Origin of the sequence: Streptomyces sp. NPDC052036 (genome assembly GCF_040680495.1) — a bacterium.
In the GTDB taxonomy this organism is placed as follows: Bacteria; Actinomycetota; Actinomycetes; order Streptomycetales; family Streptomycetaceae; genus Streptomyces.
This window is the reverse complement of sequence record NZ_JBFAWW010000019.1, coordinates 26993-49274: the sequence shown is the minus strand read 5'-3', so window position 1 is coordinate 49274 and position 22282 is coordinate 26993. Positions and strand designations below refer to the sequence as shown.

Below are 22282 nucleotides of genomic sequence, written 5' to 3'. Positions count from 1 at the left end.
ACAGCCAGTCGTGCCCGCGCCGGGTCACCGGGCCGCGTCGGCGGCGTCTGGGGCGGCGAGCTGCCGACGGTCAGGGCCTAGATGATCAATTCCAAGGGGTTGGTGATCGTTAGGAGGTGAGCGAGCGGAGGGTGGCTTGTCCGGTGTGGTCGTTGTGCCAGATGGCGGCAGTCAGCGCGAGCATGCGTTGCGTGACACGGGCGATGACGCCGCGGGGTGTGCGTCCTCGGTAGTCTTCGAGGTTGAGCTGTCCCTTGAAGGTCTCGTTGACCGACTCGATGACCTGCCGGAGCGGCTTGAACAGGGATCCGCCGGGCCGCTGCCGTGCGCCCTTGCGGGTTGGCCGTAGCAACTGGATTCCCCGCTGGGCGAGTTCGTGTTCGAAGTCGCGGCCGAAATAGTTCTTGTCGCCGATCAGAGTCTGGCCGGGCCGGGCGGCAACGAGGTGCGGTTCGGCTGCGAGCAGGTCCAGCAGGGTCTCGCGCTCGTCAGCCTTGGCCCCGATCAGGGCGAAGGCGACAGGTAGGCCCTGGAGGGTGCAAACCAGGTGCAGCCGCAGGCCCCAAAAGAACCGGCTGTGACTGGCGCAGTACCCGTACTCGGCCCATCCGGCCAGGTCGGAGCGTTTCACGGTCTCACGTGAGCGGCCGCACTCCACGGGTGTGGAGTCCACGTTCCACACAGCGTCGGTCCACGCCGAGGTGCTGGTGGCCAGGATCCGGGTGGCCTGGCGGAGCAACTCGGCGGCCTTCCGTAGCCGCTTGTTGTAGCCGGGTTGCTGCGGCCGGTACTGGAAGAGGTGCCGCAGGCGGGCCCGGGAACGCCGGAGCCACCTGGCTTCGGAGGTGAACCCCAGCATGGCCTGCATCATCGCAAGGGGGACCAGCTCGGCGTCGGTGAGCTGCGGCGCGATCCCCACGGTCGGCCGCCATGGCGCCAAGTCCGGACGCTCCTTCAGCAGATCGTCAGTTGTCACATAGAGTGCTGTCGCGAGGTTGTCCAGGTTGTTCGTCACACAACGATCTTGGGCGCCCTCGTGCTCACCCTCACAAACAGCCCTTGGAAGATCTTTTACAACGTCATGCGGGGGTTGTCCACTCCTCGCGAAGCATCCCGAAGAGCACGCGGTCGTAGCGCTCCCCCTCCACCAGCACCGCCGACCGGCGGCGACCTTCCTCACGGAAGCCCAGCCTGGCGAAGGCGCGCATGGCGCGCTCGTTGCCACTCCAGGTGTCCAGCTCCAGCCGGCTCAGGAAGTACGCGCCGAACAGGTGGTCCACGAGCAGCCGCAACGCGTCACTGCCATGGCCGCGACCCCAGAACTCTCGCTCGCCGATGGTGACTCCGAGCGTGGCCACTCCGGCGTACGGGTCCAGGTCCCGATAGTCGGCCATGCCTATCACCCTTCCGCCTGCGAGATCCTCGACCGTGAACACGGCCGACTCTCTCGGAATCAGGCGCAGCATGGTGTCGAAGCCGAGCCCGATCGCCTCTGCTGAGACCGGTCCGAAACACGGATCGCCGGCCGCGGCCCAGCGCACCACTTCCGGGTCGTTGCGCCACCGAAGATGATGCTCCGCGTCCTCGGAGCGCAGCGCACGCAGCCTTACCAAATTTCCTTCGAACATTGCGCAACCCTAATCGATCGCAGAACCGCTCAAGGCTGGCGATCCACGCTCGGATGTCCTCGGCGCGTCTGCATCAACCAGGCCAGGCGGTCGCACCGCCCCCTTGGAATTGATCATCTAGCGCAGGGCGGCGGCGACGAGGCGTTCGAGGGCCTCGCGAGGTACTTCACCTCCGCACACAAGTCGGTCGAATACCAGTCCGTCGATGCAGGTCAGCGGCGTGCGCGTGCGTGTCTCGACGTCCGTCACGCCGCGCCCCGCGAGGAACAACCGAACGGCCTCGCGGCCGGCGTTCTCGCGGGGCACGAGAATCTCGCGCAACTCCGGGGCGCGCACGCTTTCCACGGTGCAGGCATAGCGGTCTGCGCCGCATCGGCTGGGACGCGACGGTCGTCGAGCGTGCTCGACGACGCGGGGGCGGGTATCTCCCTGGCCGCGAACGGCCTTCGGGCACTGGACGAACTCGGCATAGACCAGGCGGTGAGGGAGGCGTCGCGAGGCCAGTACAGCGGCGGGACCCGCACGCCGGAGGGCGGTCGGCTGGCCCGGATGGACGGCGCGGAGCTGGAGAAGGCAGTGGGTGCGCCCATCACGGGCATTCCCCGCTCCACCTTGCACCGGCTACTACGCGAGCCCCTGCCCGCCCGGACACTGCTGATCGGCTGTGAGGCTCGATCGGTCCAGCAGCTCGACTCCGGGACGGTTCGAGTCGACGGCGGCGACACGGTCCTGGACGCCGATCTGGTGGTGGCGGCCGACGGCATCGGCAGCCAGGTCCGGGACCTGCTCTTCCCGACCCACCCTGGCCCTGTCCACAGCGGCTCGACGGTACTGCGCGCCATCACCGAGCAAGCAGTGGAACTGCGCACCGACTTCGAGCTGACCTGGGGGCGCGGCGCAGAGTTCGGGCACATCGCCTTCCCAGACGGGCGCGCCGAATGGCACGCGGTCCTCAATCTCCCCGCCGGGACGCGGTTCGCCGACCCCCTGGCCGAACTGGGCCGAAGATTCCATGACTGGCACGACCCGATCCCCACCCTGTTCAACGCGACCCGACCGACGCCGTGCTGCACCACGACATCAACGAACGCCGCACGCCGCTCCCCTCGTACAGGTTCGGCCGGATCGCGCTGCTCGGTGACGCGGCGCATGCGATGACCCCGAACCTTGGACAGGGCGCCTGTCAGGCTCTGGAGGACGCGGTCACCCTGGCCGCCGCGCTTGCCACCGAGTCCACCGTCGAAGCCGCGCTTGCCTGGTACGACGCTGAGCGCCGACCGCGCAGTCACGCCGTCGCCCGGGCGGCCCGCCAGGCCGGGCGGATGGGCCAGCAGCTCTCCCACCCGTTGGCCGTGGCCTTGCGGAACACGGCGATGCGGATGACGCCCTCCCACGCCGCAACGCGCATGATCCTTCGGCACCACGCCTGGGTCCCACCACAGTTGAACTGACCCCCTTCACGCCGCACCGGGTCTTGCCGCCGGAGCGCTCGGTGGCCAGGACGTGCTGATCTTGTTCCGTGCGGCCTGTGGGAACGGGTGGCGCCGCGGTTGCCGCCCGTGCCCGAGCGGCGCCACCGTTGACCCGAGCGACTGCGGACGATGGCCATGCACGGCCGTATTCCGACGGCCCGTCGGACACTTCGCTCAGTCTGTGACCCGAGGTGCAGTGGTAGCGACGCGGACTGGTAGTCACTGCTGGTTGCTCGGGGCCGGTTTCCCCTACACTCGTTGTCTGCCTTGGGGGAGGCCATAAGGTCAGGACGCAACAGAACGTATGCAGCAACCGGACTACTGGTGGTCGCTTTCCTGGCCGGCGGATGTGCCTCGCCCAAGCCTCAGCATCAAGTGCCCTCTTCGCCGGCTGTTCCCGGCGTGGCCTCCAGGCACTCCTCAGGGCCTGGGAGGCAGGAGGACGAGAGCAGTGGATCGTCTGCCACGTCCGGGACGAGCGGACCGGGCCGCGTGAGCACCGGTGATCCAGGAGTCCTGCCGGTGTCCCCGCCTTCGTCCGACACCGGACACGACGATCCGTACGATCCCCGTCTCGTGCCCTCCGGAGAACCCACTGATCCGTGCTACAGCGCCGACTGCCCGGGGGAGCCTCCTATTGAGGAGCCCTCGGCCACCTGCGAAAGCGGCCTGTACTGCTCCACGACTCCAACCGTTCCCAAATGACTGAGCGGGAGTGGGTCCTGTTGCCAGGGCCCGTGCTCAGCTGCGTGCCCCGAACGGTGCTGGGCACACTGGTCCTCCGCTTTCGCTCCGCTTCCAGCACGCACGGATCGTGTTCGTGGTCCGGGGATACGGGGGCGGGTTTCCTCACGCCCCGGGTGATCCGATGTGGCCTGGACGGTCCGATGCCCCACAGCATCGCTCCGGTGCTGTGGGGGCGGTGCCGTCCGTCGCCGGATCGGGTATCCCAGGGCGCGTCGCGCATCGAGCTGTACCCCGGCGCGCAACCGGCCTGCTGATGCCTCTGATCAGTGGGGTTCACGCTCGAGGACGGAGCTCCACCAGCGCGGGTGGCGGCGCGACGGTCGACGGAGGTGAGTTCGTGAACCGGACTAGCGCCCGCGCCTCTTCCGCACCCAACTCGCTCCGAGGACAACTGCTGCCACCACAGACAGAAACGCTGCTCCTAGGACCCCTGTCGCCCCGGCAGCAATCACGAGCGGCCCCAGTCCGTGGGCTCCTGCAAGTGCGGCCGTTCGCCGCACCGATCGTCACCGAGTCTCCGAACGGTTCCGGGCCCTGTCTGGGACCATGACCATGTGGACGGTCATCCGGTTCTCGGCGGGGCCGGGCCGGTGGGTGCGCTGGAGGTGGCGCCGACGGCCCGGACGGCGGTGGCGTGGCTTCCGCCGCGGGAGCTCTGGCCGGTGATTCAGGACATCCGATGGGAGCACGATCCGCAGGTACGGCGCTGGCCGCCGCATGTGAATCTACTGTTCGGTTTCGTACCGGAGGAGGAGTTCGCCTGGGCTGTGCCGCTGCTCTCCGCAGGAGCGGCCGAGACCATGGCGTTCACGGCGCACCTGGCCGGAGTGCGGTACTTCCGGCATCGGCACCACGCGACAGTGTGGCTCGATCCAGCCGCGGCGGGCCCGGCACCCTGGGCCCGGCTCCACCAGGAGCTGGGGCTGCGGTTCCCGCTCTGCCGCGGGCGTGGCGGCCGCTTCACCCCGCACTTGTCCCTCGGCCGCACCCGGGATCCCAAGCACCTGGCCGACGAGTGTGCCGTCCGGCTCGGCGCGCTGTCGGCGGTGGTCGAGGAGGTGGTCCTGCTCTCCCGGCGAGGCGAGGAGCCCATGCGGCCCCGAGCTGTGATCACCCTGGGCACGGGCGAGGTCCGCCGGCCGGAGTGCTAGGTGAGGGCGCCGAGGCGGTCTTTGCGGCGGGCGACGGAGCGCCCAGGCCGGTGCCGGCGCCGAAGACGGCGACCTAGTCGAGTGCGATGTCTCCTGAGCGGGACGGGACGGCGTCCAGGACGGAGAGCGTTGCCTTGTCGAGCGTGACCGCTCCGGCTTTCACGTTCGCTTCCAAGTGATCGGGGTCGGCCGTGCCGGGGATCAGCAACACGTTCGGCGCGTGGTGGAGCAGCCAGGCCAGTCCGACCTGGGCAGGTGTGGCGCTCAGCGCACCCGCGGCGGTGATGACGGCGGGTTCGTCGGTCACCTTCGGCATTCCGTCGAAGGCGCTGCCGAGGGGGAAGTACGGCACCCAGGCGATGCCTTCCTCCAGGCACAGCCGGAACATGTCCTCGTCGTCGCGGGCCAAGAGGCTGTAGGCGTTCTGCACACACGCGATGCCCGCGGGCAGGGCGCTGCGCAGGACGTCGAGGGAGACGCTGCTGAGGCCGATCGCGCCGATCTTGCCTTCGTCGCGCAAGGCGGTCATCACGGCGAGCTGGTCGTCGAGGGCGACGATCTGATCCCCTTCGGCGCGCAGACCAGGGCCGGTGTCCGTACGGCGGAGGTTGACCAGGGGGATCTGCTCCATCCCGAGGGTCGCCAGGTTGTCCTCGACGCCGGCCCGCAGCTGTTCGGGGCGCTGCGCGAGGCGGAGGGGAAGCGGACCGTCGGGGTCGGGCTCGGCGCCGACCTTGCTGACCACCAGGACATCGTCCTCGGGGCGGACGGCTTCGCGGATCACCTCGTTCACGAAGCCGTGGCCGTAGAACTGGGCGGTGTCGATGTGGTCGATGCCCAGCTCGATGCAGCGGCGCAGCATCGCGATCGCGGCCTTGCGGTCGCTCCGCAGGCGCTCCAGCTGCATCGCACCGAAGCCGATCCGGGAGACGGTGCGGCCCGCGAGCCGCCCGGAGCCACCGGCGCGCTGCGCGCCGGACGCGGTGACCTGAGGAGATCGGGCAGGGGAAGCCATCGGCTCTCTTTCGCGTGGGACCATGGACGAAGCGGAGTCTCTCCGCTTCACCGTACCACTAACCGGAGGTCCTCCGTTTTGCCTGAGACCGAGCCCACGGCCACCGGCCGCAGCGGAGCAGCGCCCGGTCGGCCGGCACGCGCCGACGCACGGCGCAACCGCGACAGACTCCTCGCCGCCGCCCGGGACGCCTTCGCGGCGACGGCGGATGCCGTCCCGCTGGACGCGATCGCCCGCGTGGCCGGCGTCGGGATCGGCACGCTGTACCGGCACTTCCCGACCCGAGAGGCGCTCGTGGAGGCCGTCTACGCCGCAGAGCTCGACGAGGTCGTGTCCAGCGCACCGGCGCTCCTCGACGAACGTGAGCCCGCAGCCGCACTGCGCGCATGGATGACGCGGTACGCCGCGTTCTTCAAGATCAAGCGCGGCATGTCCGACACACTGCGCGCGGGCTGGGCGTCGGGCAGCATTGCCACGCCCGCAACGCGGGAACGCATCACGGCCGCCATCGCCATGATGCTGCGCCGTGGCGCAGAGGCCGGTTCGCTGCGGTCGGACGTCGATCCTGAAGACGTCACGATGATGCTCCTCGGCGTGTTCCTCTCGACCACGGCGATCGACTCGCCGGAGAGGGTCGACCAGCTCCTCGACTTGATTGTCGACGCACTGCGCCCGGCCCCCGGGCCGAAGGTCCGGTGACGCTGTCCGGCTGTGCGGTTTCGCCGGCGGTGCCGTGCTCCGCAGATGGCACACCGCTGCTGGATACCAGGAGCGATGTGTTCGCCTGCGGAGGGCCGGTTGATGTCCTGGGCGTGGATACCGAGGCCGCGCCGATGGGGGTGGCGCAGCCTCCGGGCGGTGGGGTCCTTCCGCCGCACGGAGGCTTGCCGTCCTGCCAGGATTCCAGTGGGGCGTCCAGCGGTCAGTCGGAGGCGGGGTTGTCGACTTCGAAGCCGTCGAAGGTGGCGTAGGTGCCCGACAGCTTGGTCACCACGACGGTGTGGACGCCGGCGGCGAGTGCCGGGCTGGTGTAGACGGCGGCATCGGCGTGGCGCGTACCGTCCGCAGGCACGGTGTCGACGACGGTGGCGGGCTTGCCGTCGATCGACACGCCGATGTCGCCCTGATCGGTGAACTCCTCACCGAACACCTTGATCCCGGCGCCGATGAACGTGTACGTGATGCTGCTGCCGTCGGTCGTCGCGTAGTGGACGTCATCGTCGTGGTCGCCGTAGCCCCGGTTTCCCAGGTAGTCCCAGGTGCTGTAGACGATCGACGGATCGGTGTCGTTGAGGCGTGCCGTGGCCGGCGGGGTGCCCACGTAGACCAGGACAGCCGCCGACGGCTTGGATGTGGCTCCGCCCTTGCCGGACTGCGTGGCGGACAGGGTCTGCTGGCCGGGGAAGGATCCCGTGAGCGTGCATGACCAGCTGCCGTCGGCGGCTGCGGTTGCGGTGCAGCCTGCCCGGTTCGTGCTGTCGGTGACCGCGATGGCGTTGCCTGCCACCGCTGTACCGCGCACCGTGATGGTGTCCGCCAGGCCGGTGGTGCCGCCCGTGGGGGCGGTGATGACCGGACGGGGTACGTAGGTGCCGACGGTGACGTCCGTGCCGTCGGCTCCGGTCGGCACCGTGGCGATCAGGAAGCCGGAGGAGACCCACTGGACGTCGCTCGCGCGCCGGTTGCCGAAGTACACCGGGGTTCCGCGCGAGAAGCCGGCACCGGCGATGAGGACCCGTTCGGTCGAGGATCCGGCGGTGACGGGCGTGGGTGCGGAGATGTAGCTCGCTTCGAGGGGGAGGTGGCCCACCAGTGCTCGGTGTCCGTCGGTGACGCCCGCGTGGGCCAGGAGAGAGACAGGGATGTCACCCGGGCCCGGGGACGCGGGGATGGCGGTGTTGTCGTTGACGTGGGAGTCGATCGGCAGCGTGCAGAAGTAGCTGCCCGCGGGGTCGGAGAAGTAGTTGCCGGTGACCCAGAAGTGGCCGGTGGCCGAACAGCCGCCCTGGGCGCCGAGTGCGGCCAGCGGGTGGAACTCGACGTTGCCGCTGAAGCTGATCCACTCTGAACCGGCGTCGTCGTAGAAGGCGTTGAAGCGTGAGCCGTCGTTGTAGACGACATTGCCGGTGACGTGCAGGCCGTGGGCGAGGGTGGCCGTCGCGTCGATGGTGCCGTCGGCCTGGTGGACGTACTGTGCCTGGTGGCCTTCCATGTAGATCGCGCCGCCGTCGTCGAGGACCTGCATGACGTTGAAGATCAGGTTGTCGCTGATCGTGTTGTCGGCGTTGATGTTGGTCGAGTTCTGCGGATGGTCGGCTTCGTCGACGTGGCCCTGGATGACGCCCGCGGTGATCCCGGTGTACGGCAGGGCGTAGAGCTCGTTGTGCGTGATCGTGGTGTGGCGGCTGAACAGCAGCGTGATGCCGCAGGCCGAGCGGTAGTCGGTGCCGACGCCGTGGATCACGTTGTTCGAGACCGCGGTGTGGTCCAGGATCTCGTTCGTCCCGACCTGGTCCGCCTGCACGGTCTTCGGGTCAGGGGTGCAATTGTCCTTGATCACCGAGGCCGGCGTGGCGGTGGGAGTCGGGTCGTACGTGCAGCCGAGCGACAGCGCGGTGGAGGCGATCCCGGTGAACTCGTTGCCGTCGATGACGTTGTGCGTTCCCCCGTACATGAAACTCAGGCCGGCGCCCCCGAGGTTGACGAATCGGTCACCGGTGATCGTCACTTGACTGGCCCCGGTGAAAGCGACATTGGCGAGGGGCTGGGTGAGTGCGCCCCACGGGCAACTCCCGGCGGGGGCGGAGAAGGTGCACAGCCCCTGGTTGTTGGCGCCGGTTCTGTGGAGGTTGCTCTGCACGTCGGCGAAGCCCGCCGGCGACGAGGGGGCGTTCCAGGTGGCGTACGAGAACTGGAGGCCCGCGAAAGTGATGTCGTGCAGGGGCTCGGCCAGGCTTCCGGCACCTTGTACCAGCTTCTCCAGCCGGGGCAGTTCGACGTCCAGGCCGGCCATCCGCTGACCGCTCTTGGGCGTGTAGTAGAGCGTGTCGGCGGAGCCGTCCAGGAACCACTGACCGCCCGTCAGAAGGCTGCGCGCGCCCTGGATCGTGGCCGGCAGCTGTGAGGTGGACATCGACGGCAGGCCGCCGCTGCCCTGGCTGAACGGGGCGATGTCGGTGACGTTGGTCCAGCAAGGCTGGTCCATGACCAGTGTGCTGCCGGACATCCGTGCGACCCCGCACTTCGAGTCGGTCCACGCGCCGTTGCCCGCGGGATAGTCGAACTCGACCTGTGCCAGTTGCGCGGGCGTGAGGTGTGCGAACCAGGCCCGGGCCGTGGCATCGTGCGACAGGTCGTACCCCGTGGCCGACCCGGCCCAGTCGCCCGTGAAGTGCAGGGCCGCCGGGGTGGCCTGGGCGACGGGGGCTTCCCTGCCGTCCACGTAGAGCTGACGGGTGACGCTGCCGTGGGGCACGTGTGCGGCCCACACACCGGTACTCCCCACCTCGTGCCAGTCGGTGACCCGGGAGGCGCCGGAGACGACCGGGTGGGCGCCGGGCGCGGCCTCCCACACCACCGGGTGCCCGGGCCTGCCGGAGTCCTCCGCGCCGAACTTCCACGTCCTGCTCAACCGGTAGGTGCCGCCGAGCAGTTCGACCCTGAGGCTCGCCGGGTTCCGGTCGTGCTCAACAGCGCGAACTTCGGCCTGCGCGGTGGTCAGGGAACAGGGATTCCTCGACGTGCACGCCGCGCCGTGGCCGTCAGGCGCTGCCCACAGCACCGATGCGGTGGCGGCCCGCGCCGGACTTGCCGACACGCCCAGCGCTCCCGCGCCCACCAGTCCGAATGCGAGTGCGGAACCGAGGATCCTGCACGTCGACGCAATCCATTTCATGACCGCTCCGGGATCCGTCAAGCCGCGAGCATGCCCGCAGGGAGACCGAGACATCCGATGAATGGCCTCAACCTGACAGTCGACGCTCGACGCTGTCAACGGGTTGTACGCGGCTGGATTGCAAGGAGGTGGCCTCCGTGGGGGCGAATCCGGTGCAATGGATCGGATGTATGGGCGGTTTTGTGTGCCTGAGACGACAGGCGTCCCGCCCGCGAGCCACCCGGCCGGGGCCAACGACAGTTCCTCGGTCGCGGGATCCTGTGGCGGCACCGCAAGGATGAGTGGTCCTGGCATCCTGACCTGCGCATTGCTCGGCCCGGAGCGCGGGATACACCGGAGGCGGCTGCCGGGCGATGCCGGCGCTGGGGTGCGCGTGCCTCCTGTCGTCCTCGCGTCGTGCGGTCGATCCGGACACCGCGAGACGGTTCACCCGGGCTGATCCACGAGAGTCGAAGAAATTCTGGCCGGCGATGTCGAGAACGGGTGCTTGGCTCCGTCTCTGAGGTGAAGGCGGCCACAATGGGTCGCACGAGCACCGAGGAGCATCACGATGGCCAAGTACCTGCTGCTCAAGCACTACCGCGGCGCTCCGGCTGCGGTCAACGATGTGCCGATGGACCAGTGGACGCCGGAGGAGATCTCGGCGCACGTGCAGTACATGCATGACTTCGCGGCCCGGCTCGAGAAGACGGGCGAGTTCGTCTACGGTCAGGCGCTCGCCCCCGAGGGCATGTTCGTGCGGTACGACGGCGAGGGACGCCCGCCGGTCACCGACGGTCCGTTCGCCGAGACCAAGGACCTCATCGCCGGCTGGATGGTGATCGACGTCGACAGCTACGAGCGCGCCATCGAGCTGGCCGGGGAGTTGTCGGCGGCCCCTGGGGCGGGCGGGAAGCCGATCCACGAGTGGCTCGAGGTGCGTCCGTGCCTGGCCGCGCCGCCCACCATCACGGAGTGACCTCCTCGATGAACGAGGCCCTGCTCAGGAGCCTCACGCCGAGCGTGCTCGCCATCCTCGTCCGCCGCGGAGCCGACTTCGCGGCGGCCGAGGACGCCGTGCAGGACGCCCTGGTCGAGGCGGTCCGCGTCTGGTCGGCCGACCCCTCCCCAAGCTCTTCGAGCAGGGGATATCCCCTGCGGGATCCGAAGGGCTGGCTGGTCACCGTGGCCTGGCGCAGGTTCCTCGACGCGTCGCGGGCGGACACCGCCCGCCGCCGGCGTGAGGACCTCGTCGAGCAGGAGCCGCCGCCCGGACCCTCGCCCGCTGTGGACGACACGCTCCAGCTGTACTTCCTGTGCGCCCACCCGTCGCTGACGCCGTCGTCCGCGGTGGCGCTCACTCTGCGCGCCGTCGGCGGGCTGACCACTCGCCAGATCGCCCAGGCCTATCTGGTGCCCGAGGCGACCATGGCGCAGCGCATCAGCCGGGCCAAGCGCACCGTCTCGGGCGTGCGGTTGGACCGGCCCGGCGATGTCGCCACCGTGCTGCGCGTCCTCTATCTGGTCTTCAACGAGGGCTACTCCGGCGACGTCGACCTCGCCGCCGAGGCCATCCAGCTCACCCGGCAGCTCGCGGCCCAAGTCGACCACCCCGAGGTGGCGGGGCTGCTCGCCCTCATGCTGCTCCACCACGCCCGGCGCGCCGCCCGGACCGCGTCCGACGGCAGCCTGGTGCCGCTCGCCGAGCAGGACCGAGGCCGGTGGGACACCGCCTCGATCGCCGAGGGCGTCGAGATCCTGCAGGCGGCCCTCGCCCGCGACCGACTGGGGGAGTTCCAGGTCCAGGCCGCCATCGCGGCACTCCACGCGGATGCGCCCACCGCCGAGGAGACCGACTGGGTACAGATCGTCGAGTGGTACGACGAGCTCACGCGGCTGACCGACAGCCCGGTCGTCCGACTCAACCGCGCGGTCGCCGTCGGTGAGGCCGACGGACCGCGCGCCGGGCTTTCCGCGCTCGCGGCGCTGGACGCCTCACTGCCCCGCCATCCAGCGGTGGCGGCGTACCTCCACGAGCGCGACGGCGACCTGGTGACGGCAGCACGGCTGTACGCCGAGGCGGCCCGAAAGGCACCCAACCTCGCCGAGCGCGACCACCTGACGCGCCAGGCCGCCCGCCTCAACTCCCGCCCGCGTCACTGACAGTTCGCGCTCGGCATTTCCCGCGGTGCTCGGCGCGGTGCCGGGGCCAGAGCGGTCCCTCCGCTGGGCCGGCCCGCTGACCAGCGCTGACGGCTGCTCCTGGCTTGTGTGCAAGGGGACAGTGAGTGACGCGGCACATGCTGTACAGGCAAAACTGTACAGCTAGGGCTGCATACTTTAGCGTGGAGGGCATGAGTGAGAACCCGAGCCTGTCGCCGTCGGCGGTTCAGGCGTCGCGCGAGATCCGTGCGGTCATCAGCCGTCTGCGGCGCCGCATCCTGAAGGCTTCCGAGGCCGAGGACATCACCTTGGGCCAGGCGTCCGTCCTGGCCCGTCTGTCCGGCAAGGGGGGCGTCACGGCGAGTGAGCTCGCCTCGACCGAAGGGGTGCGGCACCAGTCGATGACGGCGATGGTCGCATCGCTTGCCGCGATGGGGCTGGTGGAGCGGAGCCCTGACCCGGACGACGGGCGCCGCCTGCTGATCGCACTGACCGCGGAGGGGCACCGTCGGGTGGAGGAGGGACGGCAGGCCCGGACGGAATGGCTCGCCGGCCAGTTGCAGGACAAATGCACGGAAGAAGAACGTCAGGCTGTGATCGCCGCCATGGCCGTACTGGAGCGGCTGACACGTGACTGAGGCGACGACGGACGCCATACGGGAGACCGGCGAGCCGGGTTTCGACCGACGGCTGCTGCCGGCCATGATGCTGGGCTCGGTCCTCAACCCGATCAACTCGACGATCATCTCCGTCGCGCTCGTGCCCATCGGCAGGGCCCTGGGCGCGCCGGCCTCGCAGACCGCGTGGCTCGTCTCCGCCCTCTACCTGGCCACCTCGCTCGGGCAGCCGGTCGTGGGCCGGCTCATCGACATCTTCGGGCCGCGCAGGCTCTTCCTCCTCAGCACCGGTCTCGTCGGTGTCGCCGGCGTCGTCGGCACCCTGGCACCGAACGTGGGGGTGTTGATCGCCGCGCGCGTGCTGCTCGGGTTCGGTACCTGCGCGGGCTATCCCGCCGCGATGGCACTGCTGCGCAGCGAGGCCAAGCGCACCGGGCGGGACAGTCCCGGCGGGGTACTGACCGCCCTGGCGGTCGCCAACCAGACCATCGCCGTCGTCGGCCCGCTGCTGGGCGGTCTGCTGATCGCGGCGGGCGGCTGGCGCGCCACCTTCGCCCTCAATGTGCCGCTGTCCGTCGCGGCCGTGCTGCTGGGGCTGTGGCGGCTGCCGAAGTCGGCCGGAACGGGCGAGGCTCCGCAGCGTGGCCGCCTGGCCGCCCAGCTCGATCTCCTCGGCATGGGCCTGTTCGCCGCGATGCTCATCTCGCTGTTGCTGTTCTTGATGAACCTGCATCTGCGCGACTGTTACCCGCTGGCGATCGCCGCCGCCGCGGGAACCGCGTTCGCGGCGCGGGAGCTACGGGCCGCCACCCCGTTCATCGACCTGCGGGTACTCGGCGGCAACACGCCGCTCCTGGCCACCTACGGACGCGCGCTGGTCGCCTACGTCGTCGCCTACGCCTTCCTCTACGGCTTCAGCCAGTGGACCGAGGAAGGCTACGGGCTGACGCCTTTCCGCGCCGGGCTGGCGCAGATCCCCATGTTCCTGGTGGCGATCGGTGTCTCGCTCGTTTCCGGGCGGCGCAAGAGCCTGCGCGGGAAGCTGCTTCTCGGCGCGGCCGGGCAGATCGTCGCCTGCCTGGTGATCCTGACGCTCACCGGGAAGAGCCCCCTGTGGATGCTGCTCCTCGTCGCCCTGATCTTCGGCGTCCCGCAGGGGCTGAACAACCTGGCCCTGCAGAACTCCGTCTACTTCCAGGCCGATCCCGAGCGCACCGCTTCCTCGGCCGGGCTGCTGCGCACCTTCGCCTACATCGGCTCAATGATCGCCTCCTCCGCGACCGCCGCGTCCTTCGGGCAACGCGCGGACACCGGCGGCATGCACCGGCTCGCCTGGGTCATGCTCGGCGCCGGTGTCTTCTACCTCCTGCTGACGGTCTTCGACCGCACGCTCGGCCGCGCGGCGACAACGGACGCCCAGGCAGCGAAGTAGACCTCCCGGGCGGCCTGGCCCTGTCCCCGCGTCGTCCATCTGCCGTCGACCGGCGACACCTACACCGCCGCCGGTGGCGGTGCCCGCCTCAACGACCGGCCCCTGAAGGTGTCCGCCAAGACCGACCTTCGCGCCGCGCTCATCGGCACCGAGCAGGCCAAGCCCGGCGAGGACGAGCGCACCTTCCGCCGGATCGGCGAGTCGGTCACCGCGATGCTCGTCAACGGACTCGTCGTGCGCGTTTCCGTTCCCGCCACGATGCAGCTCATCCACGTCGCTGCCGGACGCATGGACGCGTTCTGGCAGCTCCGACGTCCGCTCCGGCCTGGTCGCCGGTGCCCTGCTGGTCTCCGAGGCCGGAGGCGCCGTCACCGACCTGGCGGGCGAACCCTGGAGCACAGGCAGCCGCGACTTGCTGGCCGCCGCCCCCGCATCCACACAGCCGCCCTCAAAGTCCTGTCGCCGATGGCCTGACCGCGAAGCGGCCTGCGCTCGCGTTCGTCCCACCTGACACCGTAAGGAGCATCACCTCGTGACCACCATCGGCATCCTGGGCGCCGGCCGCGTCGGCGCCGGTCTCGCCGCCCAGCTCGCCGCGACCGGATACCCCGTCATCCTCGGCCGCCGGAGCCCGAAGGAGGAGACCGCGGCGCCCACCGAGGGCATCGACCCGCGCCTCTCCTTCTCCGACCAGCGCACCACCGCCCGCACCGCGGACATCTTGATCAACGCGACGCTCGGCGACAGCGCCCTGCACCGCCTCACCGACCTGCGCACCGAGCTCGCCGGAAAGACCCTCGTCGACGTCTCCAACGCCACCCGCGACGCCGATGACGGCCTGCCCGGCGACCTGTGCTATCCCGGCAGCAGCCTCGCCGAGCAACTCCAGGCCGCCCTGCCCGACACCCGTGTGGTCAAGATCCTCAACACCATGCTGTTCATGGTCATGACCGCCCCCGAAACCCTGGCCACCCACCCCGCCGACCGTCTACGTCTCGGGCAACGACGAACACGCGAAGAGGACCGTCAACGGCCTGCTGGGCGACCTGGGCTGGCAGCCCGCATGGATCGAGGACCTCGGCGACATCACCACAGCCCGCGCCACCGAGACCATGATCCTGGTGGTTCCCCATATCCTGCGCCGACACGGCTTCCAGCCCTTCGCCGTCTCCCTCGTCCGCTGACCCCACCAGGGTCGGCACCACGGAACAGGAGTCGGCCCCCCGCATGAGCAAGCCACCCGCGACCTCGCCCGGTCCGCCCAGAGCCTGTTGCGAAAGTGCCGGCCATACCTGGGCTCACCGGCGGGTCCACCCTGTCAGTGGCGCGGTGCATGATCGGCGCGTCGGTTCTCGAAGGGGATGGGGAGGCGCCATGCCGATCACAAACCAGCAGGTAGCAGGGCACGCGTTTCTGCGGCACCTGTACGCGGACGAGTACTTCCCCGATGACGTCGTCGACAAGGGCAGAGCGATCCTGCTGCGGCTGTGCGAGCGGATTGAGACTGAGCAGCCGTCGGACCTGACGGCCCTGTACCTACTCAGCCAGGCCGCGACGGAAGAGTTCAACCTGCTGGAGGCGGAGTTCGAGGCAGCCGGGAGTGAGATTGAGACGGTTGCGCGGGAGGAGATCGCCGAGGACTTCTGGTTCGTCGCGACTGCCTACGGGTTCGCGGACGCGGACGTAGAGGAACTGATCGCCGTCCGGGATTGGTGAGCGACGGGCCGAAGGCCGACCGACGGTCGGAGCCGTTCGTTGATGGCTGCGATCAGCACGGTCGCTGCGCAGCGGACAGCGCGGGCTCACCGTCCCGTGTCCGCCCCGCGGCGGCCGTCACGCACTGACCGGACCACGGCGTGGATCGAGAGAGTGGTCCGCCGCGCGGCGGAAGACGGGCCGCCTGCCCACCCCGCGACGGATGCCCGGGCTGGGAGAACCGGTACGCGGCCGACGAATACCCCCGTAAGACACCGGCCGCGAGCCGTGTGAGACGACGAGCAGGGCGGGGCAGCCCCCCGGCTGCCCCGCCCCCACTGCCATCTGCGGCTCACCGCTCGTTGGGACCGCACGCTGCGCCTCACACACGTTCCAGGGCGACTTGGTGCAGCCGAAAGGGCGCGCCACGGAGTGTCAGGCGCGTCGGGGCTTGAAGTTCTGATCCGTTGCACCGTTGCACCGCCACTGGATCAACGGCGCCCGATTGGCCGTGCTGCCCCCCTTGATGGCCAGACAGAGCCTGCTGTTCTGGGGGATGAGCGTGTCGCGCACGCCGATGAAAGTCTGGTCCAGGGCACCGTTGCAGGTCCACTGGATCACGGGTGCTCCCTTCTTCTTGCTACCGCCCTTCACGCTCATGCACCGGCCGCTGTGTCGCGCCTGCAACTGAAAGCCGGTGTTCTGCGTGGAAGCGCGCCACTGCTGGTTCTGCTGACCCACACAGGTGTACTGGTTGATCGGAGCGCCGTTGCTGCTCCTGTAGCCATCGACCGTCAGGCATTTTCCGCTATGGCGGTTGACGATGTAGTTGTAGCCGGCGCGCGCCGGAACGAGCGCGAGATCGTTGGTGAGTTCGACCGTGGGCGAGGACGCCGCGGCAGCCTGCGTGGCAAGGGACGGCTGCTCCGCCTGAGCCGGAGCGGTCCCGGCCAGCCCGGCACCGAGTGCTGCAGCCGCTGTTGTGAGCGCGAGGCGCTTGTGTACGTTCATGATCCGATTCCCTTCTGCTGTGACCGGCCCGGCGTGCCCGAGGTGGCGTCCGTGCCGTCTGCCCTCGACTTTTGCGGGTGGGGAATTGAATGGGCAGCCGGTTCTGCCAGCCTGATCAATGGCCGCACCGCAGGTCATGAAGGGCCACCGGGGAGATGACCGGTGCTGGGCCGGTTGCGCGTTTCGCGGCCGAGCTACGCAAACTCCGGCCGGAAGCCGGAAGCCGGAAGCCGGAAGCCGGAAGCCGGAAGCCGGAAGCCGGAAGCCGGAAGCCGGAAGCCGGAAGCCGGAAGCCGGAAGCCGGAGGCCGGAAGCCGGAAGCCGGACGTCCCCCCGCCCCATGTGCTGAGTGCTCATCGGATCAGCCCTAACTGACCGACCTGACCGACCAGGGATGGGGTCGCAGGCAGCGGTCCGCCCGACGAACGGCGTCGGTCACGGCGGCCATTCGATGCAGGGGGGTGATCCCACTCGCGTGATGCATCGCATCGCGGCTGTCCCGGCGTTCCGCGTCAGCCGGCGCAGGGGCCGCCGTGAAACGCGTCCGCGCCCAACAAGCCGGACGCAGCGAGGATTTGTGAATCTGTGGATCGAATGAGAGGGAGACGGCCGGCCATACGCACGGCCGACGGGGGCCGACTGGTCGGCCAACTGGCGGTCGTATCGGTGGTCTCCACCCTGGTGGTCGGAGCACTGGCCTCCTCCCATGCCTCGGCCGCGCCGCCGTCGGGCGGCGTGACCGCCCAGTCGGCTGCCGTCGCTGACAGCGGCGAGCCGGTCGCCCGGCTGCGCCAGGAGGTGCTGTTCGGGTCATTGCTGGCCAAGCACGGCGTGCGCACCGTCTGCCCAAAGTGCGGGGCTCGGGTCGTCACCGAGAAGACCGGCAGCACCACGCCGCTGCGCGCGTCCACGCCCGCGGGTTACGGTCCGCCCGACCTGGCCAAGGCGTACGACCTGCCCGCAACGTCGAAGAGTACGGCGACGATCGCGATCATCGACGCGGGCGTGGACGCCACCCTCGCCTCAACCTGGCCACCTACCGCTCCACCTAAAGCCTGCCGGCCTGCGACACGGCGTCCGGCTGCATCACCCTGGAGAACGACACCGGCGGCAAACAGCCGGCGCCGCAGAAGAAGGGCGCCGGAGCGGCCCTTGAGGAAGAACTCGCCCTCGAGACCTCCCTCGACCTCGATGCGGCCTCCGCAGCGTGCCTCACCTGCCATTTGGTGGAAATCTCCGTGCCCTGGCAGGACGGCGAGGACGACAACGATGTCTCCACCGGCGACTTCGCCAAGGCAGTGAACACTGCGGTCGCCTCCAACGCCTCGGCCGTCAGCGTCAGTTACGGCTACACCGCGGACGTGACCAACACGAGCGGCGCCGACCTGACGGCGCTGAAGCACAAGGGGGTCGCGATCACCGCCTCCACCGGGGACGAGGGCTTCAACGGCGGTATTCACCAGATGTGGCCGTCCAACCTGCCCTCGGTGATCGCCGTGGGCGGTGTCACCCTCCCTGCCACCGGCCCGTCGACTGGCTGGTGGGCCGCCGGCAGCGGCTGCGAGACCGACTTCGCCGCCGCCACCGGTCAGCCCATCACCAGCGGGAACTACGAGGACTTCCATCAGTGCGCCGAGTACCCCGGGATCAGCCCCGAGCTGTGCAACGCCGGCGCGGGCTGGGACGGACTGACCGGAATCGGCATGCCCCACGGCCTCGGCGCGTCCTGATCCGCTTCATCCACCGACGAGAAAAGAGAGGACCCGTCTCCATGCGTCGAAGGACTCGGGCAACGGCAGTCGCGGCGGCGCTGTCGGCCACGCTCCTGGTCGGCTCCGGCATGGCGAGCGCCAACGCCACCGCCACCAAGGCGGCGGTCCGGCCCTGCACGACCAACAACGTCCGGCTCGATTCCCTCGGCCGACGCGAGGGCGAAGGCATGCACGATGCCGTTGACCGACGTGGCGAAGTTGTCCAGGAGCGCGACCTCGTAGGCGGATGCCTGGCCGGGATCGTCGCTGAGGTGCACCGCGGTGCCGCCCACGGCGGCCATTGTCTCCTGAACAGCCTCATAGACATCGCGGGCGCCACTGAAGAGAACGGCGGCGGATGAAGTGCCGATCGCCGAGCTCGGGGTCAGGATGGCGCCGTCCAGGTAGTGGAATCCCCGCGCAGCAGTCCACTGTGACATCTGGCGGGCCTGGGCCGGTTCTCCGCTGGTGAGGTTGACCAGCCACCGGTTCTCCCAGTCCGCCTGCGATGGTTCGAGCGTGGCCCGCACTGCGTCGTAGTCGATCAGACAGGCAATGATCACCTGTCCAGCCCGCACTGCGTCCTGGACTGAGTTGGCGGCCATCGCGCCGCGGGCGATAAGGTCTCCGGCCTTTCCAGGCGTGCGGTTCCACACCGTCACCGGATGGCGGACTTCGAGGAATGCGGGGGCCAGGGCGCGGCCCATCGGGCCGAGACCGAGGACGGTCACGGGTATGAGTCGAGTCTGCTCGTCAGAGGCTTCGATCATGTCCCGAACGCTAAACCTTCACATTGGCGTCAAGGTCAAGCGCTGCTGGACTCTCCTTCATGAGGATCAGTGAACTGTCACGACACACCAGCGCGAGCCAGCGCTCCCTGCGCCACTACGAAGAACAAGGACTCAGATCCTGCTGTCCGCGGGACTCGGCACCTCCGCCGTCGCAGAGATCCTTCCCTGCGCCGTCGACGACACCATCGTCCTGTTCCGGGAAATGCCCGGAACTCATCGACGGCCTGGCGAAAGAGCGTCGCCGGATCAACGCGGCGATCGACGACCTGATCGCCGCTCGCGACATCCTCGACTCCCTCATCGGACGCCCGCTGCACACCAACGCCCGTGCCTTCGGCGCGGAGTGGCGTGGGACAGCGCGGGGAACCACGGGATCTGAAGGAGCAGCTGGCTTCGCGCTTTCACGAGGAGGACGTTCGAACGAGATAAAGTGTGTAGTCTCGCTTTGCCCCGTCAACAAGAACATAGCCGCGAGCATTTTCGTACGCACCCGTGCCGCCGGTGATAGCCGTCTTCCATGGCGGTGGCGTTCCTTGGCGCGTGACCGAGAGCGTATTTTGCCAGGTGACCTGCCCTTTCCCGAGGCTGTAGACGCCTGAGCACAACTGAGTGGTCGGATTCTCCGGGGTGGGATTCAACGACCCTCCGACCTGGGTGCATCGTGTTGCGGAAAAGCCGTCCTTGCTCCCGTTGCGGACGAGTTTTTCGGTGATGAGAACCTGATTGCCTACTCCGGTTGCATGATCTCCGTTGTCGAGCCTCTTGTTCTGTGTCGTCTCCCCATGCAGATGGATTACTTCGTAGCTTCCCGCTCCCTCATTGCCCTGAGGCTGGGAGCTCGAGGACGCCGAGGCATGGCATCCGGCATTTGACAGTGCGAGCACCGGAGCAGCGGCCATCAGACACCACCGTGAAATGGGCATAACTGTTTCCTTTCTGACAGCGATTACTTACTGCGATGCGGGCAGCTATCACGGTATACGGCCTGGTCAACACGCAAACGCAATTAGTGGGGTTGAACTCTTCGTGTCGTATCGGGTTGACGGCTCGACATCCGGTGCGGTTTCACGCCAGAGGCGTCGTTGCCGGCGAAAGTTGGGAATAAGTGAGTTCGTGCCGTCGGCCCCTGCCTGACGTGAGAGAGACCGGGATCGGTGTGAGACTGGGCGCGGAAGGGGTGATCCGCGTGTCGGACCCACAGCACGCGTCCGCCGGTCCCGATGTCACCGTCGACGAGAGTCAGCTGGAAGAGTTGATCATCGAGGCACAGACGGCCCTCCCGTTCGAACTGTCAGCCCTGGCGAACCGGTGCGCTTCGGCTCTCGACCGGGACGCCGCGCTGATCTACCTCGTCGACCTGCAACAACAACTGCTCATCCCACTCGACGAGGCTTTGGAGTCACTGCCGGTGGATTGCTCGTTGGCCGGCTGGGCGTACCGCACCATCTCCCCGCGGGTGCTCGATGCCGACGGCGGCGTGAGCGTCTGGATTCCTCTGGTCGACGGTGCGGAGCGGCTGGGTGTGCTGGCGGTGCGGACAGCGTCGCTCGACGGTGTGCGGATGCGCCGCAGTCGGATGCTGGGCCATCTGTTCGCCATGCTGATCACCTCCAAGCGCGCCTAAAGCGACTGGCTCGCCGCCCGCATCCGCACCACGACCATGCGGTTGCCCGCCGAGATGCTGCGGGTTTTCGTGCCACCCCACACCGTCGGCAGCCGCAGGTGTGTCTCGACCGCGGTCCTGGAACCGGCATACGACATTGCCGGCGACGCCTTCGACCACTCGGTGGTCAAGAACGTGCTGCACACCATGATCCTCGACTCCATGGGGCACGATCTGGCCTCTGGCCTGGTCACGTCGGTGGCCATGGCAACGGCAACGGACCTCCCGCCGCGGCGGTGGCGACCTGGCTGACATCGTCGGCTCCGTCGACAAGGCGCTCGCCCGGTGGCTGCCCGACCACTTCTGCACCGGCGTGCTGTACCGGCTCGATGCGGAAACGGGGGTGCTGTATTGCGGTCACCAGCCGCCGCTGCTGATCCGTGCTGAGCAGGTGGTCGACGGGGGACTGGAGAGTCCCCCACAGCCCCCGATCGGCCTGGCCGGCCCACTCGCTCCGGCAGCCCGGCAGGTCCACGAGACGACACTGCAACCGGGCGATCAGGTCCTGCTCTACACCGACGGCGTCGTGGAGGCACGCGACCCGAACGGAATGGAGTTCGGCCTGGAGTGGTTCACTGACTTCATCATCCGCTCCTCCGCGGCCGGTCAGCGCCCAGCTGAGGTGGTGCGGCTGCTCATCGACGCCATCCTCGAGCGCCAGAGCAACCGACTGCGGGACGACGCGACCATCCTGCTCTTCGAATGGCGCCCGCAGAACCGGTGAAGCGGGCAGAACCGGTGAAGCGGGGTGATCGATATGTGGCTCGGTAGGAACCCGTGAGGTGCGCTGGATCTTCTCTTCCAGAGTGAGCGGCTCGGGGAGCCGTGTGCCGACGCCCGCGTCGTTTTTGCCTCGCGCGTACAGCGGGCAGGCGAGGTCGCTGCATATACAGACGCCCACGGAGTTGCCCTGCTGCCCGGCCGTGCCGGCCTTCGCGGCGACCATGAGTGAGACGCCTCCGGTGTGGGTGGTCCCCGGCCGGGGGCCTGGGGGTCTCTCCAGCCGAGGAAGTCCAGGTCGTCCCAGGGCCGTTCGCCCAGGTCGTGGGGGATGGACAGGCGCTTGGCCTCGCCCTTGGTGCAGTTCACGAAGGCGGTGCGGATCTCCCGCTCGGTCGGTGCTTCCATGAGCGGCATGCTAATTTACCTAAAGGTATTAGGTAAATGCATGATGGATGTCGTTGGACGGGAGGAAGGTTATGGTTAGAGTGGGGTTGATCCAGCGGCTGACCCTAGCGGAGGCGGAACTGGCCGACGAGGCGGGTTCCGACC

The 22282-nt window shown here is 68.8% G+C and carries 15 protein-coding genes and 8 pseudogenes; 13 read left to right on the top strand and 10 right to left on the bottom strand.

Annotated features, from left to right (window positions below; translation table 11 throughout):
* Positions 1-109 precede the first annotated feature (109 nt).
* The 3 genes and pseudogenes from AB0L95_RS24995 to AB0L95_RS24985 all read right to left on the bottom strand — a co-directional run.
* The gene (locus AB0L95_RS24995) at positions 110-1015 is read right to left on the bottom strand and encodes an IS982 family transposase (RefSeq protein ID WP_365164655.1); all 906 of its coding nucleotides are present in this window, start codon (positions 1013-1015) and stop codon (positions 110-112) included.
* A gap of 64 nt (positions 1016-1079) precedes the next feature.
* Positions 1080-1628, bottom strand: coding sequence for a GNAT family protein (locus tag AB0L95_RS24990; protein WP_365164652.1), 549 nt, complete (start codon positions 1626-1628; stop codon positions 1080-1082).
* A 117-nt stretch (positions 1629-1745) separates the two neighbouring features.
* A pseudogene (locus AB0L95_RS24985) lies at positions 1746-1988 on the bottom strand (TetR family transcriptional regulator); the annotation flags it as partial.
* Between the two features lie 2 nt (positions 1989-1990).
* Here AB0L95_RS24985 and AB0L95_RS24980 point away from each other — a divergent pair.
* Positions 1991-3079 (top strand): annotated as a pseudogene (locus AB0L95_RS24980) (FAD-dependent monooxygenase).
* Between the two features lie 725 nt (positions 3080-3804).
* Here the strand turns inward: AB0L95_RS24980 and AB0L95_RS24975 are convergent.
* Positions 3805-4062 (bottom strand): annotated as a pseudogene (locus AB0L95_RS24975) (IS200/IS605 family accessory protein TnpB-related protein); the annotation flags it as partial.
* 339 nt (positions 4063-4401) lie between these two features.
* On the opposite strand from AB0L95_RS24975, the gene AB0L95_RS24970 reads away from it, so the two are divergent.
* A complete protein-coding gene (locus AB0L95_RS24970) occupies positions 4402-4998 on the top strand; it encodes a 2'-5' RNA ligase family protein (RefSeq protein WP_365164650.1) in 597 nt (198 codons plus the stop codon).
* A 73-nt stretch (positions 4999-5071) separates the two neighbouring features.
* Here the strand turns inward: AB0L95_RS24970 and AB0L95_RS24965 are convergent, their stop codons facing one another.
* Entirely contained in the window at positions 5072-6013 is a 942-nt protein-coding gene (locus tag AB0L95_RS24965) for an aldo/keto reductase (protein ID WP_365164648.1), read from the bottom strand.
* Between the two features lie 78 nt (positions 6014-6091).
* Here AB0L95_RS24965 and AB0L95_RS24960 point away from each other — a divergent pair, with 78 nt between their 5' ends.
* Positions 6092-6712, top strand: coding sequence for a TetR/AcrR family transcriptional regulator (locus AB0L95_RS24960; RefSeq protein WP_365164646.1), 621 nt, complete (start codon positions 6092-6094; stop codon positions 6710-6712).
* 223 nt (positions 6713-6935) lie between these two features.
* On the opposite strand, the gene AB0L95_RS24955 is transcribed toward AB0L95_RS24960, so the two are convergent.
* On the bottom strand, positions 6936-9908 hold the full coding sequence (locus AB0L95_RS24955; RefSeq protein ID WP_365164644.1) for a hypothetical protein: 2973 nt from the start codon (positions 9906-9908) through the stop codon (positions 6936-6938).
* Between the two features lie 550 nt (positions 9909-10458).
* Here AB0L95_RS24955 and AB0L95_RS24950 point away from each other — a divergent pair.
* The 7 genes and pseudogenes from AB0L95_RS24950 to AB0L95_RS24920 all read left to right on the top strand — a co-directional run bounded on the left by AB0L95_RS24950 (position 10459) and on the right by AB0L95_RS24920 (position 15815).
* Positions 10459-10866, top strand: a complete 408-nt coding sequence (locus AB0L95_RS24950) for a YciI family protein (RefSeq protein WP_365164642.1) — start codon at positions 10459-10461, stop codon at positions 10864-10866.
* Positions 10867-10874: 8 nt separating this feature from the next.
* Positions 10875-12050 carry a DUF6596 domain-containing protein gene (locus AB0L95_RS24945; RefSeq protein ID WP_365164884.1) on the top strand — a complete coding sequence of 392 codons (1176 nt, stop codon included), beginning with the start codon at positions 10875-10877 and terminating at the stop codon, positions 12048-12050.
* A 191-nt stretch (positions 12051-12241) separates the two neighbouring features.
* Positions 12242-12688 carry a MarR family transcriptional regulator gene (locus AB0L95_RS24940; protein ID WP_365164640.1) on the top strand — a complete coding sequence of 149 codons (447 nt, stop codon included), beginning with the start codon at positions 12242-12244 and terminating at the stop codon, positions 12686-12688.
* 64 nt (positions 12689-12752) lie between these two features.
* Positions 12753-14099 carry an MFS transporter gene (locus tag AB0L95_RS24935; protein ID WP_365164882.1) on the top strand — a complete coding sequence of 449 codons (1347 nt, stop codon included), beginning with the start codon at positions 12753-12755 and terminating at the stop codon, positions 14097-14099.
* Positions 14100-14129: 30 nt separating this feature from the next.
* Positions 14130-14573, top strand: a pseudogene (locus tag AB0L95_RS24930) (inositol monophosphatase family protein); the annotation flags it as partial.
* A gap of 58 nt (positions 14574-14631) precedes the next feature.
* Positions 14632-15283: pseudogene (locus AB0L95_RS24925) on the top strand (NAD(P)-binding domain-containing protein).
* Positions 15284-15473: 190 nt separating this feature from the next.
* Complete coding sequence (locus tag AB0L95_RS24920; RefSeq protein ID WP_365164638.1) at positions 15474-15815, top strand: DUF5713 family protein; 342 nt, start codon at positions 15474-15476, stop codon at positions 15813-15815.
* 414 nt (positions 15816-16229) lie between these two features.
* Here the strand turns inward: AB0L95_RS24920 and AB0L95_RS24915 are convergent, their stop codons facing one another.
* Positions 16230-16805, bottom strand: coding sequence for an RICIN domain-containing protein (locus tag AB0L95_RS24915; RefSeq protein ID WP_365164636.1), 576 nt, complete (start codon positions 16803-16805; stop codon positions 16230-16232).
* A gap of 1238 nt (positions 16806-18043) precedes the next feature.
* Here AB0L95_RS24915 and AB0L95_RS24910 point away from each other — a divergent pair.
* Complete coding sequence (locus tag AB0L95_RS24910) at positions 18044-18535, top strand: hypothetical protein (protein ID WP_365164634.1); 492 nt, start codon at positions 18044-18046, stop codon at positions 18533-18535.
* Here the strand turns inward: AB0L95_RS24910 and AB0L95_RS24905 are convergent.
* Positions 18430-19326 (bottom strand): NAD(P)-binding domain-containing protein, encoded by an 897-nt coding sequence (locus tag AB0L95_RS24905; protein WP_365164631.1) that lies wholly within the window; start codon positions 19324-19326, stop codon positions 18430-18432. The two genes, AB0L95_RS24910 and AB0L95_RS24905, sit on opposite strands and share 106 nt — an antisense overlap.
* Positions 19327-19385: 59 nt before the next feature.
* On the opposite strand from AB0L95_RS24905, the pseudogene AB0L95_RS24900 reads away from it, so the two are divergent.
* Positions 19386-19466, top strand: a pseudogene (locus AB0L95_RS24900) (MerR family DNA-binding transcriptional regulator); the annotation flags it as partial.
* Between the two features lie 282 nt (positions 19467-19748).
* Here AB0L95_RS24900 and AB0L95_RS24895 read toward each other — a convergent pair.
* A complete protein-coding gene (locus AB0L95_RS24895) occupies positions 19749-20246 on the bottom strand; it encodes a hypothetical protein (RefSeq protein ID WP_365164895.1) in 498 nt (165 codons plus the stop codon).
* A gap of 287 nt (positions 20247-20533) precedes the next feature.
* Between AB0L95_RS24895 and AB0L95_RS24890 the strand changes: the two are divergent.
* Positions 20534-21734 (top strand): annotated as a pseudogene (locus AB0L95_RS24890) (PP2C family protein-serine/threonine phosphatase).
* Positions 21735-21791: 57 nt separating this feature from the next.
* Here AB0L95_RS24890 and AB0L95_RS24885 read toward each other — a convergent pair.
* Positions 21792-22138 (bottom strand): annotated as a pseudogene (locus AB0L95_RS24885) (FBP domain-containing protein); the annotation flags it as partial.
* Between the last annotated feature and the right edge of the window lie 144 nt (positions 22139-22282).